Genomic DNA, 16101 nt, shown 5'->3' on the forward strand with positions numbered 1-16101 from the left:
CTGATGCTGGTTTCATATGGGAATCATTCATGTAGCCGCCGTCAGGCGATCAAGGGCGCAGCGTCCGCCACGGCAGCCGGCTCACTGTGCATCTCATCGCGCTGCCAGCCCGTCGCCGTCGCCAGGCTGATCCCGTCGCCTTCGTTGTTATGCCCGACCACCACCGAGAACAGATTGATGCGCCCCGGCTTTTGCAGCGCCTCGGCCAGCATGTCGGCATCGAAGCTGTCGAGCGTGCGCGCGCACACCTCCAGACCGCAGATGTCTTCTTCCCAGTCCGCCGACATCAGGTTCACCAGGCGCATCTGGCGCGAGGTGCGGTTGAACAGGATGCGCTCCTGGTAGGTGCTGATCACCGAGTGGCCGCCGTTCATGAAGTAGAAGACGGTGAAGTTCTTGCGCATGCGGTCCGGATAATTGAGCGCGTTCTCGATAAAGCTCGGCAGGATGTCGGGCACGAGGCCCTTGGCGCCGTCGCCGATGAAGGCGACCACGTTGGTGCCGCTGGTGTACGCGACGCTCAGCGTGGCCTGCAGCGCATCGCCCATCAGCGCCCGTCCGTACCAACCGGAAAAGCCGCGCCGGGTGCGCGCAACATTGCGGATCGCCGAGATGCCGCAGCGGCCGACGTCGTACAGGCCGGTGTAGTCGTAAGCGCGCTCGACGATCAGCTTTTCCACCAGGTGATTGAGGCGCGCGAAAAAATAGTTCGGGCTCATCGGTGTCGCCGGCAGTTTGCTTGCCACATCCGACGGCGTGTCCGGCACCGACGCCATCAGCCGGCAGCGGCGTTCGCGCAAGGCCGGCGACACGTCGAGGTGGCGCTCCACATGGCGCAGGAAGCTACGGTAATCCATCACCAGCCCATGGTCGGTAAAAGGCGACATGTGGGCGGCGTTGCGGGTCAGTTGCACGATGCTCAGATTGCGCTTGAGCCGGCCTTCCGAAAACGGCGTACTGACCTGTCCAAGCTTGCTTTTCATGAAGAACAGGCATTGCTGCGACTGCGGATTGAGCTTGTCCCGGGTATGCAAGTAGTTGTACACGCGCGGACTGTAGCCGTACACTGCCAGCGTGCCGAGGTAATTTGGAATGCGCTTGCCGTCGCGGTACTTCGGCACCGAACCGGGATGGGTAAGCGAATCGGTCAGCGCGATGCCGGCACGCTCGGCGATCGACAAGGTCAAGGCCAGTTCTTCCTCATCCATCGGCCCGCATTGCCACAGCAACCGTTCCGGCCCCTGGTTGATGATCCGCATCACGTCCTGCAACACATCCTGCATCGCCGCGTCGGGCGCTGCCGGGCACTCCTTGAGCGCAGGTGCAAACAGCGCCGGATCGGGTTCGTCGCCGGCGTCGAGCACGGCCTGCGTCGCCAGCAGCACCACCGGCCCCTGCCCCGCGTCGTACAGCGCCACCGCGCGTCGAAGGTCTTCAGCGATCTTGCCGGCGTCTTCCATGTACACATAAGCGATGCCGCGCGCCTGCAGCACCGCACGCGTATCCTCGTCGCGGGAAATCGTGCCCTGGAACGCAAACCATTGGCTGGCACGGTTTTCCGCGCAGACGATGAAGCCCTTGGCGCGCGCCTCGCGCAGGTTGGCGAGCGTACCCCGGAATTCGTCGATCATGCCGCTGGTAACGATCACTGCGAACGGCTTTTTGTAAAGCTGCCAGTTGGCCATCGCGCCGCAAGCCAGGCTGTGTTCGCTCGGTCCACGCAGCACCAGCGCGCCAAGCCGCTTCGCTTCCACTTCAAAATAACTGATCAGATTCGACACCAGCGAACCGGTAAAGTAAAAACCGAGCCAGTCGCTGCCGGCGCGCCCGGACAGGAAGCCGGTCAGGAAGCCGGCCAGCGTATTCCTGCGCAGGCCGCGCGTGTCGGTCTTGGCGCGCCGGTTGACATAACTGAGTTCGAGGAAATCCATCCACAGGCACAGCAACTCCGTCTGCAGCACCGCCCTGTCGGCCGGCAGGATGCACTCGATGTATTCCATCGGCTGGTAGCGGATGCGGTTCTGGTGCGGCGAGGTGAATACCGCCGTCGAAAACGAGGAGCACAATGCCGGCACCGCCGCCTCCTGCAGGCGCGCGTGGAAGCTGGCCAGCTGCTGGTCGATTTCTTGCGGGCTGATGCCATCGTACAGCGGATCGGCGTAATCGATGAACAGCATGCCAATCTGGCAGCCGCCCGGTGTTGGCGCGGCGGTAATCTTGTCGAACGCCGCCTCCAGGCTGTCGGCCTGGATCACCTTGATCGCCAGTCGTTCCCGCCGCGCGGCGAGGAAGCGCACCGCCTTGTCGCACGCCTCGCGATAGACCGGGTTCGACACCGACTGCGCTGGCGCATAGTCGATGTCGGCATCAATTTCCACGTGCTGGAATACTTCGCCGCGCACATCGTTCAACACACTGAAACCGGTTTCAAAGAACTCGCGGCGGCGCGTGACAACCACCACGCCTATAGCCGTCATATCCATATTTTCGTCCCTTAGTGGAAAATTGAAATCTGCGGAGATCACTACCGAATGTTCATGCGATTGCTCTTTGCCCGACCAGCGCTTCGCCGGCTTCGGCAAGCCGTTCCTCGATGCGCACCACGCCGCCGTCGCCGTCGAGGTAGATCAGGTCGCCCGTGCGGATGGTCTGGGTCGCCTGCTTCGCATTGACGACCGCCGGAATACCGAACTCGCGCGACACGATGGAGCTGTGCGACAAGGCCGAGCCGATGTCTGCGACCACCCCGGCCGCCAGCACGAACAGCGGCGTCCACGATGCATCGGTAAAGCGGGCCACCAGAATTTCGCCCTGGCGGAATTCGCCCGCCTGCCGGTTGAGGTCGGTGATCACGCGGGCGCGCCCCAGCGCCACGCCGGGGCTCGCGCCCAGGCCCTGCAGCAGGTCGCCCTGCGCCGCATCCAGCAACACCTGATCGTCGCGCTGCGGCACGTGGCCGCCGATCAGCGCCATTGGCGGCTCCTTCAGACGCTCGTTGCGCAGATGCTGCTGACGGTTGCGCGCAATCAGCTGCGGAGAAAATGCCTGCTGCGCCGTTTTGCGCCCGGCCACGTAATCGCGCAATTCGTTGAAATCGATGTACGGCAAGTCCTGTATGCCGCACACACCTTCCGCCTCGAGGCGGCGCAGCACCTCGACGATGATCTTGCGGTAGAACCAGGTCTCGGCGATGAAGGTCGGACGCGTCGCTTCGCGCCGTTCCGCCATCGTCGCGTAGGCGGCGATCACGAAGCGGAATGTCATCCTTGCCTTGAGCGGCAGTTTGTCCAGCAACTGCCGCGTGTCTTCTTCGCGCGCCTTGCCGATCGCCGCCAGACGCGCTTCAAGCTGCACGTCGCTGCTCAGGTACAGACGGATGATTTGCAGCAGATAGGTCGGATCGTCGTTCCAGCGCGGAATGCTCAGTTCGAATTCCTGGCGGCCACGCGAACCGAAGTCCGCGAGGAAGGCGCCAAAATCCTCGTCCCAGAAACGGCGCCCCTCCGGATGCTGCTGCAAGCTATCCGCCAACTGCGCCAGCGGCGTCTCCAGGAACAATGCGCGCAGCGCCGGCAAGCGCTCGACGCGCGCCGCCAGTTCGCACACGCCACGCGTCACTTCGATGGTACGCAGGTTGTTCATCGATGCCTTGATGCGGTTCTGCAGCCCTTGTCCTTCGTTCCCCAGCCACTTCTCGCACAGCTCCGCCAGCGCATCGTAGAGCGCGAACGATTGCAGGAAGAACGGCATGTAGGCGGCGCAGGATGCGAGGAAGTAGCGGTCGATGCGCTGCAGTTCGGCATCGAGCTGCGCCAGGCTCATCTTCTCGAGCTCCAGCTTGCGGAAGCGTTCGCTTTCGCGCTGGCGCAAGGCGATCATCTTCTTCACCGTGCCGCCGGCGGTGGCCATATTCTGCACCTGGCATACCAGCCAGTACAGGCTGCTCTTGAAGAACTGGAACCCGGACACCGGTTCGCCGTAGGGATTTTTGTAGTGCGTGAAGTCGACGTCGGCTGTCGCGTAGCGCCGCGTGAACTTCATCGGCTCGTGCGTGGGAGGGCATTGCGTCAGCAGCCGCGCCGATGCGGAGATGTTCAGGTACACATGACCCTGCAGGTAACCGACGTAATACTGCGAACTGCCGATGTCGAGCAAGCCCATGGTCTTGACTGCCGGGCCGTGCACGTGGTGCTGGTAGAAGCGGGTGAAGGACAGTCCGAGCGGCGTCATCAGCCCGGTCAGGATTTCGCCGGTGTCCATGCGCGAAAACATCGTGTTGTCGCGCACCTGCTGATCGCTTTCCTGCGCGTCGCCGTACTGCTTGCCGGCGACGGAAGCGGTCACCGTGATCGGGCGCGCCTGCAGGATCCAGATACTGCCATCCTTTACTGCCCATTCGATATCGAGTTCGCAGCCGTAATGGCGGCGAATCCGTGCGGCACAGGCCGCCAGTTCGGATGCCTGCCTGTCGCTCAGGCTCGGCTGATCGACGAATTGCGGCGGCACCTCCTGCATCGCGACGCCATCGGCCGTGCGCGCGCACATCACCGGCTTGGCCCGGACAAACCGTTCTATCAGCGCATGACTGTCGCTGTCCACCACATAGGTATCGGTGCTCGCCTGGCCCGACACCACGCCCTCGCCCAAGCCCCAGCACGATTCGATCACCGTGCGTGCGGCATCGCCGCTGATCGGGTCGGCGGTGAACAACACGCCGGCGGCATCGGCAGCGATCATTTGCTGGATCACCACCGCGATGCCGCTGTCGGCCCGCTGGCTCCCCTGGTAGGCCTGCGCGCGCTCGTTCCACAGCGACGCCCAGCAACGCTTGACGCAATCGAGCAGCGCGCTTTCGCCCTCCACGTGCAGGAAGGTGTCGTACTGGCCTGCGAATGATTGTGCATCGCCGTCTTCATTGACGGCGGAGGAGCGCACCGCGACCCGGCCGCTACCGAGTTCGCGATAGGCAGCGACGATCGCATCGTGCAGCGCGGGCGGCAACGGCGCTTGCGCAATGCGTGCGCGGATCTCGGCGCAGGTGTCGCGCTCGACCTTGTCCATGCCGTCGATCCAGGCCGCCAATCCGGATGCCTGCATAAAAGCATGAAAGGCATCGACCGTCACGCAACAGGCGCGCGGCACCGGGAAGCCGGCGCCGATCAAGGTATTGAGCGAGTTCGCCTTGCCGCCGATACGCTGCACGCCGGTCGCAGGGTTGCCGGCTATTTCCATCACATGCAGGCCGGAACCCAGTCCTTGCAGCGCCATCGTATCGGCCGCCGCGCGCTCCAGGTAGGCCTGCGCCTGTTGTGCCGCGGCGCACCCTGCGCCCACTGCGCTCTCCAGGTTGCCGATGCCGACGCTGTCCTGGTTGGCAAAGGAAACCCCAGCCACCGGCTGCGACGCCCGCACAAACAAGTCGGCTTTCATTTGCCCGAGCGTGGCGACCACCAGGGCACGCGGCCAACGCCAGATCCGGATGTCTTCCACCTCATCCGTGGAGAGTCCCTTCGCCTGCAGCATTTCCGACACTTCTTGCAAGGTCGCCTGCTGCAGCTGCGCAAAATCTGTCTTGCCGAGTTTGCCCTGGTTGAGCAGTTCCGCCACCGGCTTGAGCAAGGTCAGCACACCGGCTTTCTTGCCGTCGTCGCGGTCCAGCCAGTTGGCGACCACGCACACGCGGCTGCGGCACCAGGCCAGCGGCGCAGCGGCGGCGGTATCGCCTTCGATCACATAGCCGCCGAAGTAGTCGGTCCAGGCAGCGTTGCGCAGGTAGACGTTCGCGATGCAATAGTCGCGGTGCTGGATCTGACGTATCGCATGCTGCTGCTGCGCCGGCAAACCGGCAACCGCATCGAGTGCCGCATGCTTGGGTGCGGCCCACACCACCGCGCCGGCGCTGACCTCGCTCTGCACGCCGCCACGTTCAAAGGTGATGCGGTAACGTTCGCCATCACGCGCAACCGTGCGCACGCGCGCCCCGCTGACAATACGGCAGTTGCCACGCTCGCGCAACGCCGCCTGCAGACGTTCGCTGAGATAACCGTTCCCGCCGGGGAAGGTCACCAGCGTGCCATACAAGTAGCCGACCAGGAAGTGCAGCCCGACATAGGCGGACACATCCGCCGCCGACAGACATTCCACTTTCAGGGTCGTCTCGACCGCATCGCGCACCAGCGGGCCGAACTTCGCATCCGGCGCCAGCGCCGTCGGCAGCCGCGAACGCGCTTTCTCATCGAACAGCAGTTCGGCCAGCGACATCGAATCGAACTGTTCCATTTCCTCGCGCGTCCAGCCGCATCCGGCTTGCCACGGCAGCGCCGGATACTTGCCGTCCTCCTTGCGGAAGCGCTGCAGATAGGCATACAGTTCCGCAAACACCGGGTCGCCCAGCTTCTTCGGCGCAGCGATGAATTTCTTGCCGCGCAATGCGGCGCCGAGCAGGTTAAAGGTCAGTCCATACATCGCCGGGTCCAGCAAGGCCTTCGGCTGCTTCAGCAGCCCCAGCGTGACCTCCCCCAGACCGCGCAGCAGATGGCGCGTGTTGAACAGCACGAACTGACTGTCGCCGGTGGAGCGCCATGCATTCGACAAGCCGAGCCCGCTCAGCAATTGCGCCGTGTCCGAACCGGGCACCGGCTCCTGGAAGCAGCTGCCTGCCGTGGCGAAGCGCAGTTCACCGCGCTGCCCGCTGCGCGCCGCGCCGCCCACCGTGGTCTCGCGCTCCAGCACCAGCACGCGATGGCCGGCAAGCTTCCAGGCTGCCACCAGGCCGGACAGTCCGCCGCCGACCACCACCACGTCGCAAGCGCCGGCCGCGTCGCCGTCCCGTACACCGCGATCGTCCGCAGCGGGCATGGCCGCTGCGCCTTCTTCATAATCCTTGCTGGGGAACTTTTTCTGCGTTGCCATTTTCTGTCTCTACCTTTTCCTGGGTTGAACAGCTGCCTTCAAAAAGCCCGCTTTGCCGGACGTTGGCTTGCAACCAGCCACGGACAAGCGATGTGTCCGGCGCGTAGGCGAAACCGAATGAGTCGGGCTAACGCAGCCCCATGTGCCGTGCGATGAACTCGCGCTGTATTTCATTGGTGCCGGAGAAGATGCGCGCCGGCAGTGCATCGAGCAGCAAGCGATCGATGCCGGTCTCGCTGCAGACACCGGCGCCGCCAAAGATCTGTATCGCGTCCAGCCCGCATTGCACCGCGCACTCGGACACCCACAGCTTGCTTTGTGCGATCGCCTCTTCATGCGGCAGGTCCTGATCGTAGAGCCAGCCGGCGCGGTACAGCAGCAGGCGCGATGTTTCCAGGCGCAGCTTGAAGTCGACCAGCCGGTCCGACACCGCCTGGTTGTGTCCTATCGGACGGCCGAACTGCTGACGTTCGCGCGCATGCGTGACGCATTGCGCAAGCACGCGCTCCATCGCGCCGACATAGGCGGCAAACAGGCAGCCGCGCTCCCAGATCATGGAGTCCTGGAAGATGCTCGCGCCCGCGCCTTCCTCGCCCACGCGCGCCCATGCGGGTACTCTGCAGTCGTCCAGATGGACGCTGCCCCAGGGCGAGGTGCACAGGCCCGACTTGTGCTCACCGGTCGTCACAGTGAGGCCAGGCGTTGCGCGCGGGATCAAAAAGGCGCTGATGCCGAAATAGGATTGGTGCGCATCGGTCTTCGCATACAGCAGGAAGACATCGGCCACAGGCGCATTGGTGACGAAACATTTTTCGCCGTTGAGGATGTAGTGCTCGCCGTCGCGCCGCGCGCTGCTGCGCATGGCGAATGCGTCGGAACCGGAGCCGGGCTCGGTGATCCCATTGGCGGCAATCAGGCTGCCTTTCGCCATACCGGACAGGTAGCGCTCGTGCAGTTCGCGCGAACCATGGCGCCACAGCGGCACGGCGCAAGCGAACATGTGCGCACACAAGGAGAACACCAGCCCCATGTCGACGCAACCCCGGCCGAGCGCCTCCACCGCGAGCATGGTATCGAGCGCGCCAAAGCCGGAACCGCCCCACTCTTCAGGCAAGGGCAAACCGGCCAGGCCGATCTCTGACGCCTGCGTCCACTTGTTGCGGTCGAAATGGGAAGACGCGATGCGTTCGCTGGCCGAGGCCGACAACACGTCGCGGGCAAAACGATGGATGTGTGAAACGGCTTCATGCTGCTCGCTGCTGAGTCGAAAATCCATGCACTTGCCCTATATTTGGTGCAGCGGAAATAGCGCCTGCACATGTTTTATTGGAAGCTTCCCTGGAAATGCATCATCACGCCTGCCCGATGAACGAGGTGCAACGCCGTAGCGCGCCCATCAGGTTAAATTTCCTCTCCTTACCGTGATTCCGGCGCCGTACTTCAGCTAAATTAAACAAAAATTACGTCCGTTGCACAATGTCCAACATTAATCATGTTGAATTCACATGTCTAATTACGCTGCATATTCCAGTGCAATTCCGAAATTTTTTGCCTGCCTGGGGGCTAAGCGGGCTCAGCGCGCTAAGCGTTCAAAGCCCGGCGGGCGGGGAAATTTGGTCGCGATTTGACCGGTTGAACATGCAAAGGAATTGATCGAGGAAGCCGCCGCCAGCGGTTAGCGCCAGGCGCAAAGGAGGGCCGCGGGTGGCGCCGGCCAACAAACGCAGCGTGCAGGAACAGGCGGGAAGACCGTCATATTGCGCTGCCAAGCTGAGCAGTACCGGCGAAAAAAAAGCCACTGAAATCAGAGGCTTCTTTATTTCGAAATGCATGAGCCTGCCAACTCATGCCAGTGCCAGCATCATTCCCACTCGATGGTCGCTGGTGGCTTCCCGGAAATATCGTACACGACACGGTTGATCCCGCGCACTTCATTGATGATCCTGTTGGAAACTTTGCCCAGTAAGCTGTGCGGCAAGTGCGCCCATTGCGCGGTCATGAAGTCGAGCGTTTGCACCGCGCGCAGCGCCACCACGTACTCGTAGGTGCGGCCATCGCCCATCACGCCCACCGATTTGACCGGCAGGAACACGGCAAACGCCTGGCTGGTCGCTTCGTACCAGTTGGTCGGCGCGGCGCCGGCATCGATGCTTTCCAGTGCTGGCAGCTCGCACGGGGTATTGCGCAGTTCTTCGATGAAGATGGCGTCGGCCCGGCGCAACAGGTCGGCAAACTCTTTCTTCACTTCGCCCAGGATGCGTACGCCCAGGCCCGGACCAGGGAACGGATGGCGGTACACCATATCGTGCGGCAAGCCGAGCGCCACGCCGAGTTTGCGGACTTCATCCTTGAACAGTTCGCGCAGTGGTTCGAGCAGTTTCAGGTTCAGGGTTTCCGGCAGGCCGCCCACATTGTGGTGGCTCTTGATGGTCTGCCCTTTCTTGCCCTTGCCGGCGCTTTCGATCACGTCCGGATAAATCGTGCCCTGGGCCAGCCACTTGGCGTTCTTCAGCTTGCCCGCTTCGACCTGGAACACTTCGACGAACTCGCGTCCGATGATCTTGCGCTTGGCTTCCGGATCGGCAACGCCAGCCAGATGGCCGAGGAACTGCTCTTCGGCATCGATGCGCAGCACTTTGACGCCCAGGTTCTTGGCGAACATGTCCATCACCATCTTGCCTTCGTCCAGGCGCAACAGGCCGTGGTCGACGAACACGCAGGTGAGCTGGTCGCCGATGGCGCGGTGGATCAGGGCCGCCGCCACGCTCGAATCGACCCCGCCCGACAGGCCGAGGATGACGTCGTCGGTGCCGACCTGTTCGCGGATCCTGGCGACCGCTTCACTGATGTAGTCGGGCATGTTCCACTCCGACTTGCAGCCGCAGATGTCGTGCACGAAGCGCCCCAGCATGGCCTTGCCCTGCGCCGTGTGGGTTACTTCCGGATGGAACTGCACGCCGTAGAAGCGGCGTTCCTCGTCGGCCATGGCGGCCACCGGGCAGCTCGGGGTGTCGCCCATCAGCTTGAAGCCGGGCGGCATGTCGAGCACTTTGTCGCCGTGACTCATCCAGACCTTGAGCATGCCGTGGCCTTCGTCGGTGACGAAGTCGTTGATGCCGTTCAGCAGCGCGGTATGGCTGCGCGCGCGCACTTCGGCGTAGCCGAATTCGCGCACCAGGCCGTTTTCGACCTTGCCGCCGAGCTGGGCGGCCATGGTTTGCATGCCGTAGCAGATGCCGAGCACGGGCACGCCGAGTTCGAACACGGCCTGCGGCGCGCGCGGGGCGTCGCCTTCCAGGGTGGAACTGTGGCTGCCCGACAGGATCACGCCGGCGGCGCCGTAGTTGCGCACGAATTCGTCGCTGACGTCATACGGGAATACTTCGGAGAACACGCCGGCGTCGCGCACGCGGCGGGCGATCAGCTGGGTGACTTGGGAACCGAAATCGAGGATGAGGATTTTAGAGTGCATGAAGGGCCAGGAGAAATTGCAAAATTGGTGACGATGGGTGTCACTACGCGGCGTTCGCGGGCAAGCGCTGCCCACGCTGAAAACAACGCGGCGACCCGGTCGCCGCGTTGTGCGTGCCTTTACTCGCCGGAACGGTAGTTCGGCGCTTCCTTGGTGATCTGCACGTCGTGCACGTGCGATTCACGCATGCCGGCCGAGGTGATCTCGACAAACTCGGCTTTTTCGCGCAGCTCGTCGATGGAGGCGCAGCCGCAGTAGCCCATCGACTGGCGCACGCCGCCGACCAGCTGGTAAATGATGGCCAGCACGCTGCCCTTGTAGGCGACGCGGCCTTCGATGCCTTCCGGGACGAACTTGTCGGCCTTGGCCGCCGCATCCTGGAAGTAACGGTCGGCCGAGCCGTCCGCCATCGCGCCCAGCGAACCCATGCCGCGGTACGACTTGTAACTGCGGCCCTGGTACAGGATCACTTCGCCCGGCGCTTCTTCGGTGCCGGCGAACATGGAACCCATCATCACGCTCGACGCGCCCGCGGCCAGTGCCTTGGAAATATCGCCCGAGAAGCGGATGCCGCCGTCGGCGATGCACGGCACGCCGGTGCCGGCCAGCGCTTCGGCCACATTGGAAATGGCGGTGATCTGCGGCACGCCGACACCGGCGACAATACGGGTGGTGCAGATCGAGCCAGGGCCAATGCCGACCTTGACCGCATCGGCGCCGTGTTCGACCAGCGCCAGCGCGGCGGCGGCCGTGGCGATGTTGCCGCCGATGACGTCCACGTGCGGGAAGCGCACCTTGATCCATTTGACGCGGTCGAGGATGCCCTGCGAATGGCCGTGGGCGGTGTCGACCACGAGTACGTCGACGCCGGCCGCGACCAGCAGTTCGATGCGCTCTTCGTCGCGGGCGCTCACGCCAACGGCGGCGCCGACCAGCAGTTTGCCCTGCGCATCTTTGGACGCGAACGGGTGCTCGTGCGACTTCTGGATATCCTTGACGGTGATCAGGCCGCGCAGTTCGAATTCGTCGTTGACGACCAGCACGCGTTCGAGGCGGTGCTTGTTCATCAGGCGCTTCGCTTCGGCGGTGTCGGCGTCTTCCTTGACGTAGACCAGCTTGTCGCGCGGGGTCATCTTGTCGCGCGCTTCGGCGTCGAGCTCTTCTTCAAAACGCAGGTCGCGGTTGGTGATGATGCCGACCACGGTCTTGCCTTCGACAACCGGGAAGCCGCTGATGCCGTACTGCTCGGTCAGGGCGATCACGTCGCGGATTTTCATACTCGGTGGAATCGTGATCGGATCGCGCAGCACGCCGGCCTCGAAACGTTTTACGCGCGCTACTTCGCGGGCCTGGTCCTTGGGCGACAGATTCTTGTGAATAATGCCGATCCCGCCTTCCTGCGCCATGGCAATGGCAAGGCGCGCCTCGGTGACCGTATCCATCGCTGCGGACAGCAAGGGAATGTTCAAGGCGATATTCCGGGTCAGGCGAGTCTTGAGGGAGGTGTCGGCTGGGAGGACATTCGAGTAAGCCGGGACGAGCAGCACATCATCGAACGTGAGTGCTTTTTGAAGTAGACGCATAGCATTTTCCTATTGGCGCAAAAGTGAATTATACAGAAGTTCGCGCCTGCCGTCTCATCAAGCCCTCAAAATGCCCCAAAACCCGCCAAGCTCGTTGACAAGCCGGACAAATCACGGTGAAATCGGGGATTGATTACTAACGGAAAGATTCACATGGCCAACCTTAACGTAAAACGAACATTGCAGCTGTTGGCCGGAGGCGCGCTGATGCTGTTCGCCTCTGTGTCCTACGCGCAATACGTGTGGGTCGACGCCAATGGCACCAAGCAATTCTCGGACCGTCCACCGCCGCCGGGCATCCCGGCCAAGAATATCATCAAGCAGCCGGGCGGCAGCGCGGCCAGGGCCGGCGAGGCGCCCGCCATTCCCGCGCCGGCCGCGGCGCCGGCGGCAGCCGATGACAAGGTTCCGCCAAGCCTGGCCGACCGCGAAGCGGACTACCGCAAACGCACCAAGGCCAAGGAAGAGGCCGAGAAAAAGACCAGCACCGCCGCCGCCGCCAAGACCAGGAACAAGGTTGCCTGCGAAGATGCGCGCACCTACAAGCGCACCCTCGAGCAGGGCACGCGCGTGACCACCACCAACAAAAAAGGCGAAGACTCGGTCATGGACGACGCCCAGCGCGCGTCCGAACTGGCGCGTGCCAACAAGGCCATCGCCGAAGTCTGCAAATAAGCCGGCGCGGCGCGGCCGTCCCGGGCAATCAGAGCGGCTGCGCCTTCTTGTCCGCCCGCTTGCGGCGCGACTCTTTCGGGTCGGCCACCAGCGGGCGGTAGATTTCGATGCGGTCGCGCGCCCGCAACACCGTGTCCAGCGGCTTTTTCTTGCCATACAGGCCGACCGGCTGCAGCGCCAGGTCGATGCCGGGAATGGCCTCGAGCACGCCACTCTGGCGGATCGCCTGTTCGATCGTGCAGCCCTGCTCCACCGTCAGCTCCTGCAAGTACTCGCGCAGGGGCGTGGCGTAGCAGACCTGGACGGCAATCATGCCCGCCACCGTGGCAGCGAGGGAATCAGTCATGGGTTCAACCATAGACCGTCTCGGCGCGCTTGCAGAACGAGTCGACCATGCTGTTGGCGATGACGCCGAACACCGGTCCGATCAATTGTTCGAGTATCATGCTTGAAAATTCGTAGTGCAGGTCGAATTCGACCTTGCAGGCATCGGCACGCAGCGCCTTGAAAGTCCAGGTGCCGTCCATGCACTTGAACGGGCCGTCGACCAGTTTCATTTTCATCTGCGTCGGCCGCGTGTTGATATTGCGGGTCGTGAAGCTTTGCTTCACACCGTGGAAGTGAATCGCCAGGCTGGCCGTCAATGAGTCGTCGGTCCGCTCGATGAGCTTCACGCCGCCGCACCAGGGCAGGAATTTGGGATAATCTTCCACTTTGGCGACCAGGTCGAACATCTGTTCGGCGCTGTAAGCCAAAAATACTGTTTTGTGTACTACTGCCATTAATCAACCGTTTGCTATGATGTTGGGTATGTTGCATCAGTAGTTTAACCGAACCGCGCATTTTAGCCATTTCATGAGTATTGTTGACAATAAAAAAGCATTCCACGACTACTTCATCGAGGACCGGTACGAAGCCGGTATCGTGCTCGAAGGATGGGAAGTCAAGGCGATTCGCGATTCGCGCGTCCAGATCAAGGAGGCGTACGTGGTCGTGCGCGGGGACGAACTGTTCCTGTTCGGCGCGCATATCAGCGCGCTGTCGACCGCGTCGTCATTTACCCACCCCGAAGCGGTCCGCACGCGCAAGCTGCTGCTGCACCGCGCCGAAGTCGACAAGCTGATCGGCAAGGTCGAGCGCTCCGGCTACACCCTGGTGCCGATCAACCTGCACTTCAAGGGTGGCCGGGTCAAGTGCGAGATTGGCCTTGCCAAGGGCAAGAAGCAGCACGACAAGCGCGCCACCGAGAAAGAACGCGACGGCAAGCGCGAGGTTGCCGCTGCGATGAAAACGCACAGCCGCTAAACACGGCTGGCAATGCCGCCGCTGCCGCGCCCTGCGGCAACGGCGGCCCTCAGGCCACCTGCAGCGCAGGGCGCGCCATCAGCAGACTCAAACGCCAGCACAGGAAGCTCAGCACCAGCGAGCCGCCGACCCCGCACGCCAGTTTCAGCGCGCTGTCGAACAGCAGCGGCGCCAGCATGCCCGACACCAGCGCGAACGCCATCATCTGGATGAAGGCCATCATCGACGACGCCAGGCCCCGGTTATGCGGAAACAGCGACAAGGCCCCGACCTGGATCGCCGGCATGGCCACCGCCAGGCCGAAGGTGTACACCGCCAGCGGCAGCACCGCCCACGGAATGGCGGCCACGAACATCAGGTTGTAGCCGATGCTGATCACGCTGCCCGCCGCCATGATGCCGAAACCGATCCACATCATCTTGGCTGGCGCAATCCGCGCGGCCGCCTTGCCGCCCCAGGCCGACCCGACCACCATGCCGCCGATCATGGGAATGAACAGCCACGCAAATGCCGTCTCAGGCAGGTGCAGGATATCCATGACGAAATTGGCCGCCGAGCCGATGTACAGCGACAAGCCGCTGAAGGCCAGCCCGACCGCGAGCGAGAGCAGCAAGAATTGCGGATGGCGCAGCACTTTCAGGTAATTTTTGGCGATCGCGATGCCGTGGAAGGCATGCCGCTGCGCCTTGGGCAAGCTTTCCGGCAAGCCGCGATAGACCAGCAGCATCATCAGGGCGCCGAACACGGCCAGGAACACGAAGGTCGAGCGCCAGCCGAAGTGCACGTGCAGGTAGCCGCCCAGCACCGGCGCGATGGCCGGGGCCAGCCCGAACACCATCATGATGTGCGACATGATGCGCTGCGCATGCGCCTGGTCGTGCGAAAAACGGTCCTGCACGATGGCTTGCCCGATCACCGAGCCGGCGCCCGCCGCCAGGCCCTGCAGCGCGCGGCAGGCCAGCAGTACGCCGAAGCTGGGCGCGAACACGGCGCCCAGCGAGGCCAGGGTGTACACCGCCAGCGCGACCAGGATCACCGGGCGGCGCCCGAACGAGTCCGACAGGGTGCCGTAAAACAGCATCATGAAGGCAAAGGTGAACAGGAACACGCTCAGGGTTTGCTGCACCGCCAGCGGGCCGACCGCAAATTCGCGCCCGATCGCCGGGATGGACGGCAGGTAGGTATCGATGGCGAGAGCGCCGACCATCCCCAGGCAAGCCAGGATCACTGTTAACATTCGCTGCATGCGGTAACGCCTTATGTAAAAACGGCAGCGCACCATGCGGCCAACCGAGGCCGCAATTTTACCGGCATTTGGGAAACGTTACCGGAGAGCCAGAGATTGCCGGGGCGTTACGGCATCCTCATCCCGAAGCGTTCAAGGCGCGGCATCCAGTTGCCGTCGATCGCGGCCGAGGCCAGGATGCGCTCGGCGCGCCCGATCAGCAGATGGCGCGGCACCATGCCCACCATGCGCGAATCGGCGCTGCGGTCCCGATTGTCGCCGAGCATCATGAACTGGTCTTTCGGCACCGTCACCGGCCCGAAGCTGCGCGGCGCCATCAGTTCGGGAATAACCTGGATGCGGCGGCGGTGACCGGCGAAGGTTTCGTCGACGTTCTGGGCGCTAACGCGGGTGCCGTCGCCAAGCGGCTCGAGCGCCGCGCCGGCGGCGGCGTAGCTGGCCGGCTGGCCGTTGATGATCAGCTGCTCGTCGCGCATTTCGACAATGTCGCCAGGCAGCGCGACCAGGCGCTTGATCAGGCGCGTGCCGTCAAGCGGCGAGGAAAACGTCACCACGTCGCCGCGCTGCGGCTCGCCCAGGCGCGCCAGCACCACGTCGGTCAGCGGAATCTTGACGTTGTACGCGAGGCGGTTGACGAAGACAACGTCGCCTTCGAGCAGGTTCGGGCGCATCGAGCCCGACGGAATCGGATTCCAGTCCGCCACGGCGGTTCGGAACAGTCCGAATAACAACAGAAACGCCAACCAGCCCTTGTTCTCGCGCAGCAGTTTTTTCATTCCAGCCTCCCCTGTAAGTAATGGGCAAGTTATACGCGGCAGGTCTTTAACGATGCTTAACGCCGGCGGCGGCCTGACTATTTGAATAAGATTGCTTGCGTAAAATATCCATTACTGCCAGAATCCTGCGAC

General features: G+C 63.1%; 12 protein-coding genes. 2 read left to right on the plus strand and 10 right to left on the minus strand.

From position 1 onward, the window contains the following. Positions 1-41: 41 nt before the first annotated feature. The 6 genes from pigD to guaB form a co-directional block, all read right to left on the minus strand. The gene (pigD, locus tag F1609_RS29475; RefSeq protein ID WP_206752975.1) at positions 42-2483 is read right to left on the minus strand and encodes a prodigiosin MAP biosynthesis protein PigD; all 2442 of its coding nucleotides are present in this window, start codon (positions 2481-2483) and stop codon (positions 42-44) included. Positions 2484-2535: 52 nt separating this feature from the next. Further along, complete coding sequence (gene pigC, locus F1609_RS34135) at positions 2536-6912, minus strand: prodigiosin ligase PigC (RefSeq protein ID WP_187363174.1); 4377 nt, start codon at positions 6910-6912, stop codon at positions 2536-2538. Between the two features lie 127 nt (positions 6913-7039). Then, positions 7040-8188 carry a prodigiosin MBC biosynthesis dehydrogenase PigA gene (pigA, locus tag F1609_RS29490; RefSeq protein WP_167080760.1) on the minus strand — a complete coding sequence of 383 codons (1149 nt, stop codon included), beginning with the start codon at positions 8186-8188 and terminating at the stop codon, positions 7040-7042. Between the two features lie 313 nt (positions 8189-8501). Further along, a complete protein-coding gene (locus tag F1609_RS29495; protein WP_167080761.1) occupies positions 8502-8744 on the minus strand; it encodes a hypothetical protein in 243 nt (80 codons plus the stop codon). Positions 8745-8773: 29 nt separating this feature from the next. Next, positions 8774-10384 carry a glutamine-hydrolyzing GMP synthase gene (gene guaA / locus F1609_RS29500; RefSeq protein ID WP_167080763.1) on the minus strand — a complete coding sequence of 537 codons (1611 nt, stop codon included), beginning with the start codon at positions 10382-10384 and terminating at the stop codon, positions 8774-8776. A 119-nt stretch (positions 10385-10503) separates the two neighbouring features. Further along, on the minus strand, positions 10504-11967 hold the full coding sequence (gene guaB, locus F1609_RS29505; protein WP_166878791.1) for an IMP dehydrogenase: 1464 nt from the start codon (positions 11965-11967) through the stop codon (positions 10504-10506). A 207-nt stretch (positions 11968-12174) separates the two neighbouring features. Between guaB and F1609_RS29510 the strand changes: the two genes are divergently transcribed. Then, the gene (locus tag F1609_RS29510; protein ID WP_167080764.1) at positions 12175-12642 is read left to right on the plus strand and encodes a DUF4124 domain-containing protein; all 468 of its coding nucleotides are present in this window, start codon (positions 12175-12177) and stop codon (positions 12640-12642) included. A gap of 28 nt (positions 12643-12670) precedes the next feature. Here the strand turns inward: F1609_RS29510 and F1609_RS29515 are convergent, their stop codons facing one another. Continuing rightward, positions 12671-12988, minus strand: coding sequence for an RnfH family protein (locus F1609_RS29515; protein ID WP_229422135.1), 318 nt, complete (start codon positions 12986-12988; stop codon positions 12671-12673). Between the two features lie 4 nt (positions 12989-12992). Continuing rightward, positions 12993-13424, minus strand: coding sequence for a type II toxin-antitoxin system RatA family toxin (locus F1609_RS29520; protein ID WP_166878796.1), 432 nt, complete (start codon positions 13422-13424; stop codon positions 12993-12995). Positions 13425-13497: 73 nt separating this feature from the next. Between F1609_RS29520 and smpB the strand changes: the two genes are divergently transcribed. Then, on the plus strand, positions 13498-13947 hold the full coding sequence (smpB, locus tag F1609_RS29525; protein WP_054262876.1) for an SsrA-binding protein SmpB: 450 nt from the start codon (positions 13498-13500) through the stop codon (positions 13945-13947). A gap of 49 nt (positions 13948-13996) precedes the next feature. Here smpB and F1609_RS29530 read toward each other — a convergent pair whose 3' ends face one another. Both F1609_RS29530 and lepB read right to left on the minus strand, forming a co-directional pair. Next, positions 13997-15193: a multidrug effflux MFS transporter gene (locus F1609_RS29530; protein ID WP_167080766.1), complete on the minus strand. Its 1197-nt coding sequence runs from the start codon at positions 15191-15193 to the stop codon at positions 13997-13999. A gap of 107 nt (positions 15194-15300) precedes the next feature. Further along, the gene (gene lepB / locus F1609_RS29535) at positions 15301-15969 is read right to left on the minus strand and encodes a signal peptidase I (RefSeq protein WP_167080767.1); all 669 of its coding nucleotides are present in this window, start codon (positions 15967-15969) and stop codon (positions 15301-15303) included. Positions 15970-16101: the final 132 nt, after the last annotated feature.

It is taken from the genome of Massilia aquatica, assembly GCF_011682045.1.
Taxonomy (GTDB): Bacteria; Pseudomonadota; Gammaproteobacteria; order Burkholderiales; family Burkholderiaceae_D; genus Telluria_A; species Telluria_A aquatica.

Excerpts from the sequence above, each read along its gene's own strand:
- lepB (WP_167080767.1), bottom strand. The coding sequence starts at position 15,969 with ATGAAAAAACTGCTGCGCGAGAACAAGGGCTGGTTGGCGTTTCTGTTG.
- guaB (WP_166878791.1), bottom strand. The coding sequence starts at position 11,967 with ATGCGTCTACTTCAAAAAGCACTCACGTTCGATGATGTGCTGCTCGTC.
- F1609_RS29495 (WP_167080761.1), bottom strand. The coding sequence starts at position 8,744 with ATGCATTTCGAAATAAAGAAGCCTCTGATTTCAGTGGCTTTTTTTTCG.
- guaA (WP_167080763.1), bottom strand. The coding sequence starts at position 10,384 with ATGCACTCTAAAATCCTCATCCTCGATTTCGGTTCCCAAGTCACCCAG.
- pigD (WP_206752975.1), bottom strand. The coding sequence starts at position 2,483 with ATGGATATGACGGCTATAGGCGTGGTGGTTGTCACGCGCCGCCGCGAG.
- F1609_RS29515 (WP_229422135.1), bottom strand. The coding sequence starts at position 12,988 with ATGACTGATTCCCTCGCTGCCACGGTGGCGGGCATGATTGCCGTCCAG.
- F1609_RS29520 (WP_166878796.1), bottom strand. The coding sequence starts at position 13,424 with ATGGCAGTAGTACACAAAACAGTATTTTTGGCTTACAGCGCCGAACAG.
- smpB (WP_054262876.1), top strand. The coding sequence starts at position 13,498 with ATGAGTATTGTTGACAATAAAAAAGCATTCCACGACTACTTCATCGAG.
- pigA (WP_167080760.1), bottom strand. The coding sequence starts at position 8,188 with ATGGATTTTCGACTCAGCAGCGAGCAGCATGAAGCCGTTTCACACATC.
- pigC (WP_187363174.1), bottom strand. The coding sequence starts at position 6,912 with ATGGCAACGCAGAAAAAGTTCCCCAGCAAGGATTATGAAGAAGGCGCA.
- F1609_RS29510 (WP_167080764.1), top strand. The coding sequence starts at position 12,175 with ATGCTGTTCGCCTCTGTGTCCTACGCGCAATACGTGTGGGTCGACGCC.
- F1609_RS29530 (WP_167080766.1), bottom strand. The coding sequence starts at position 15,193 with ATGCAGCGAATGTTAACAGTGATCCTGGCTTGCCTGGGGATGGTCGGC.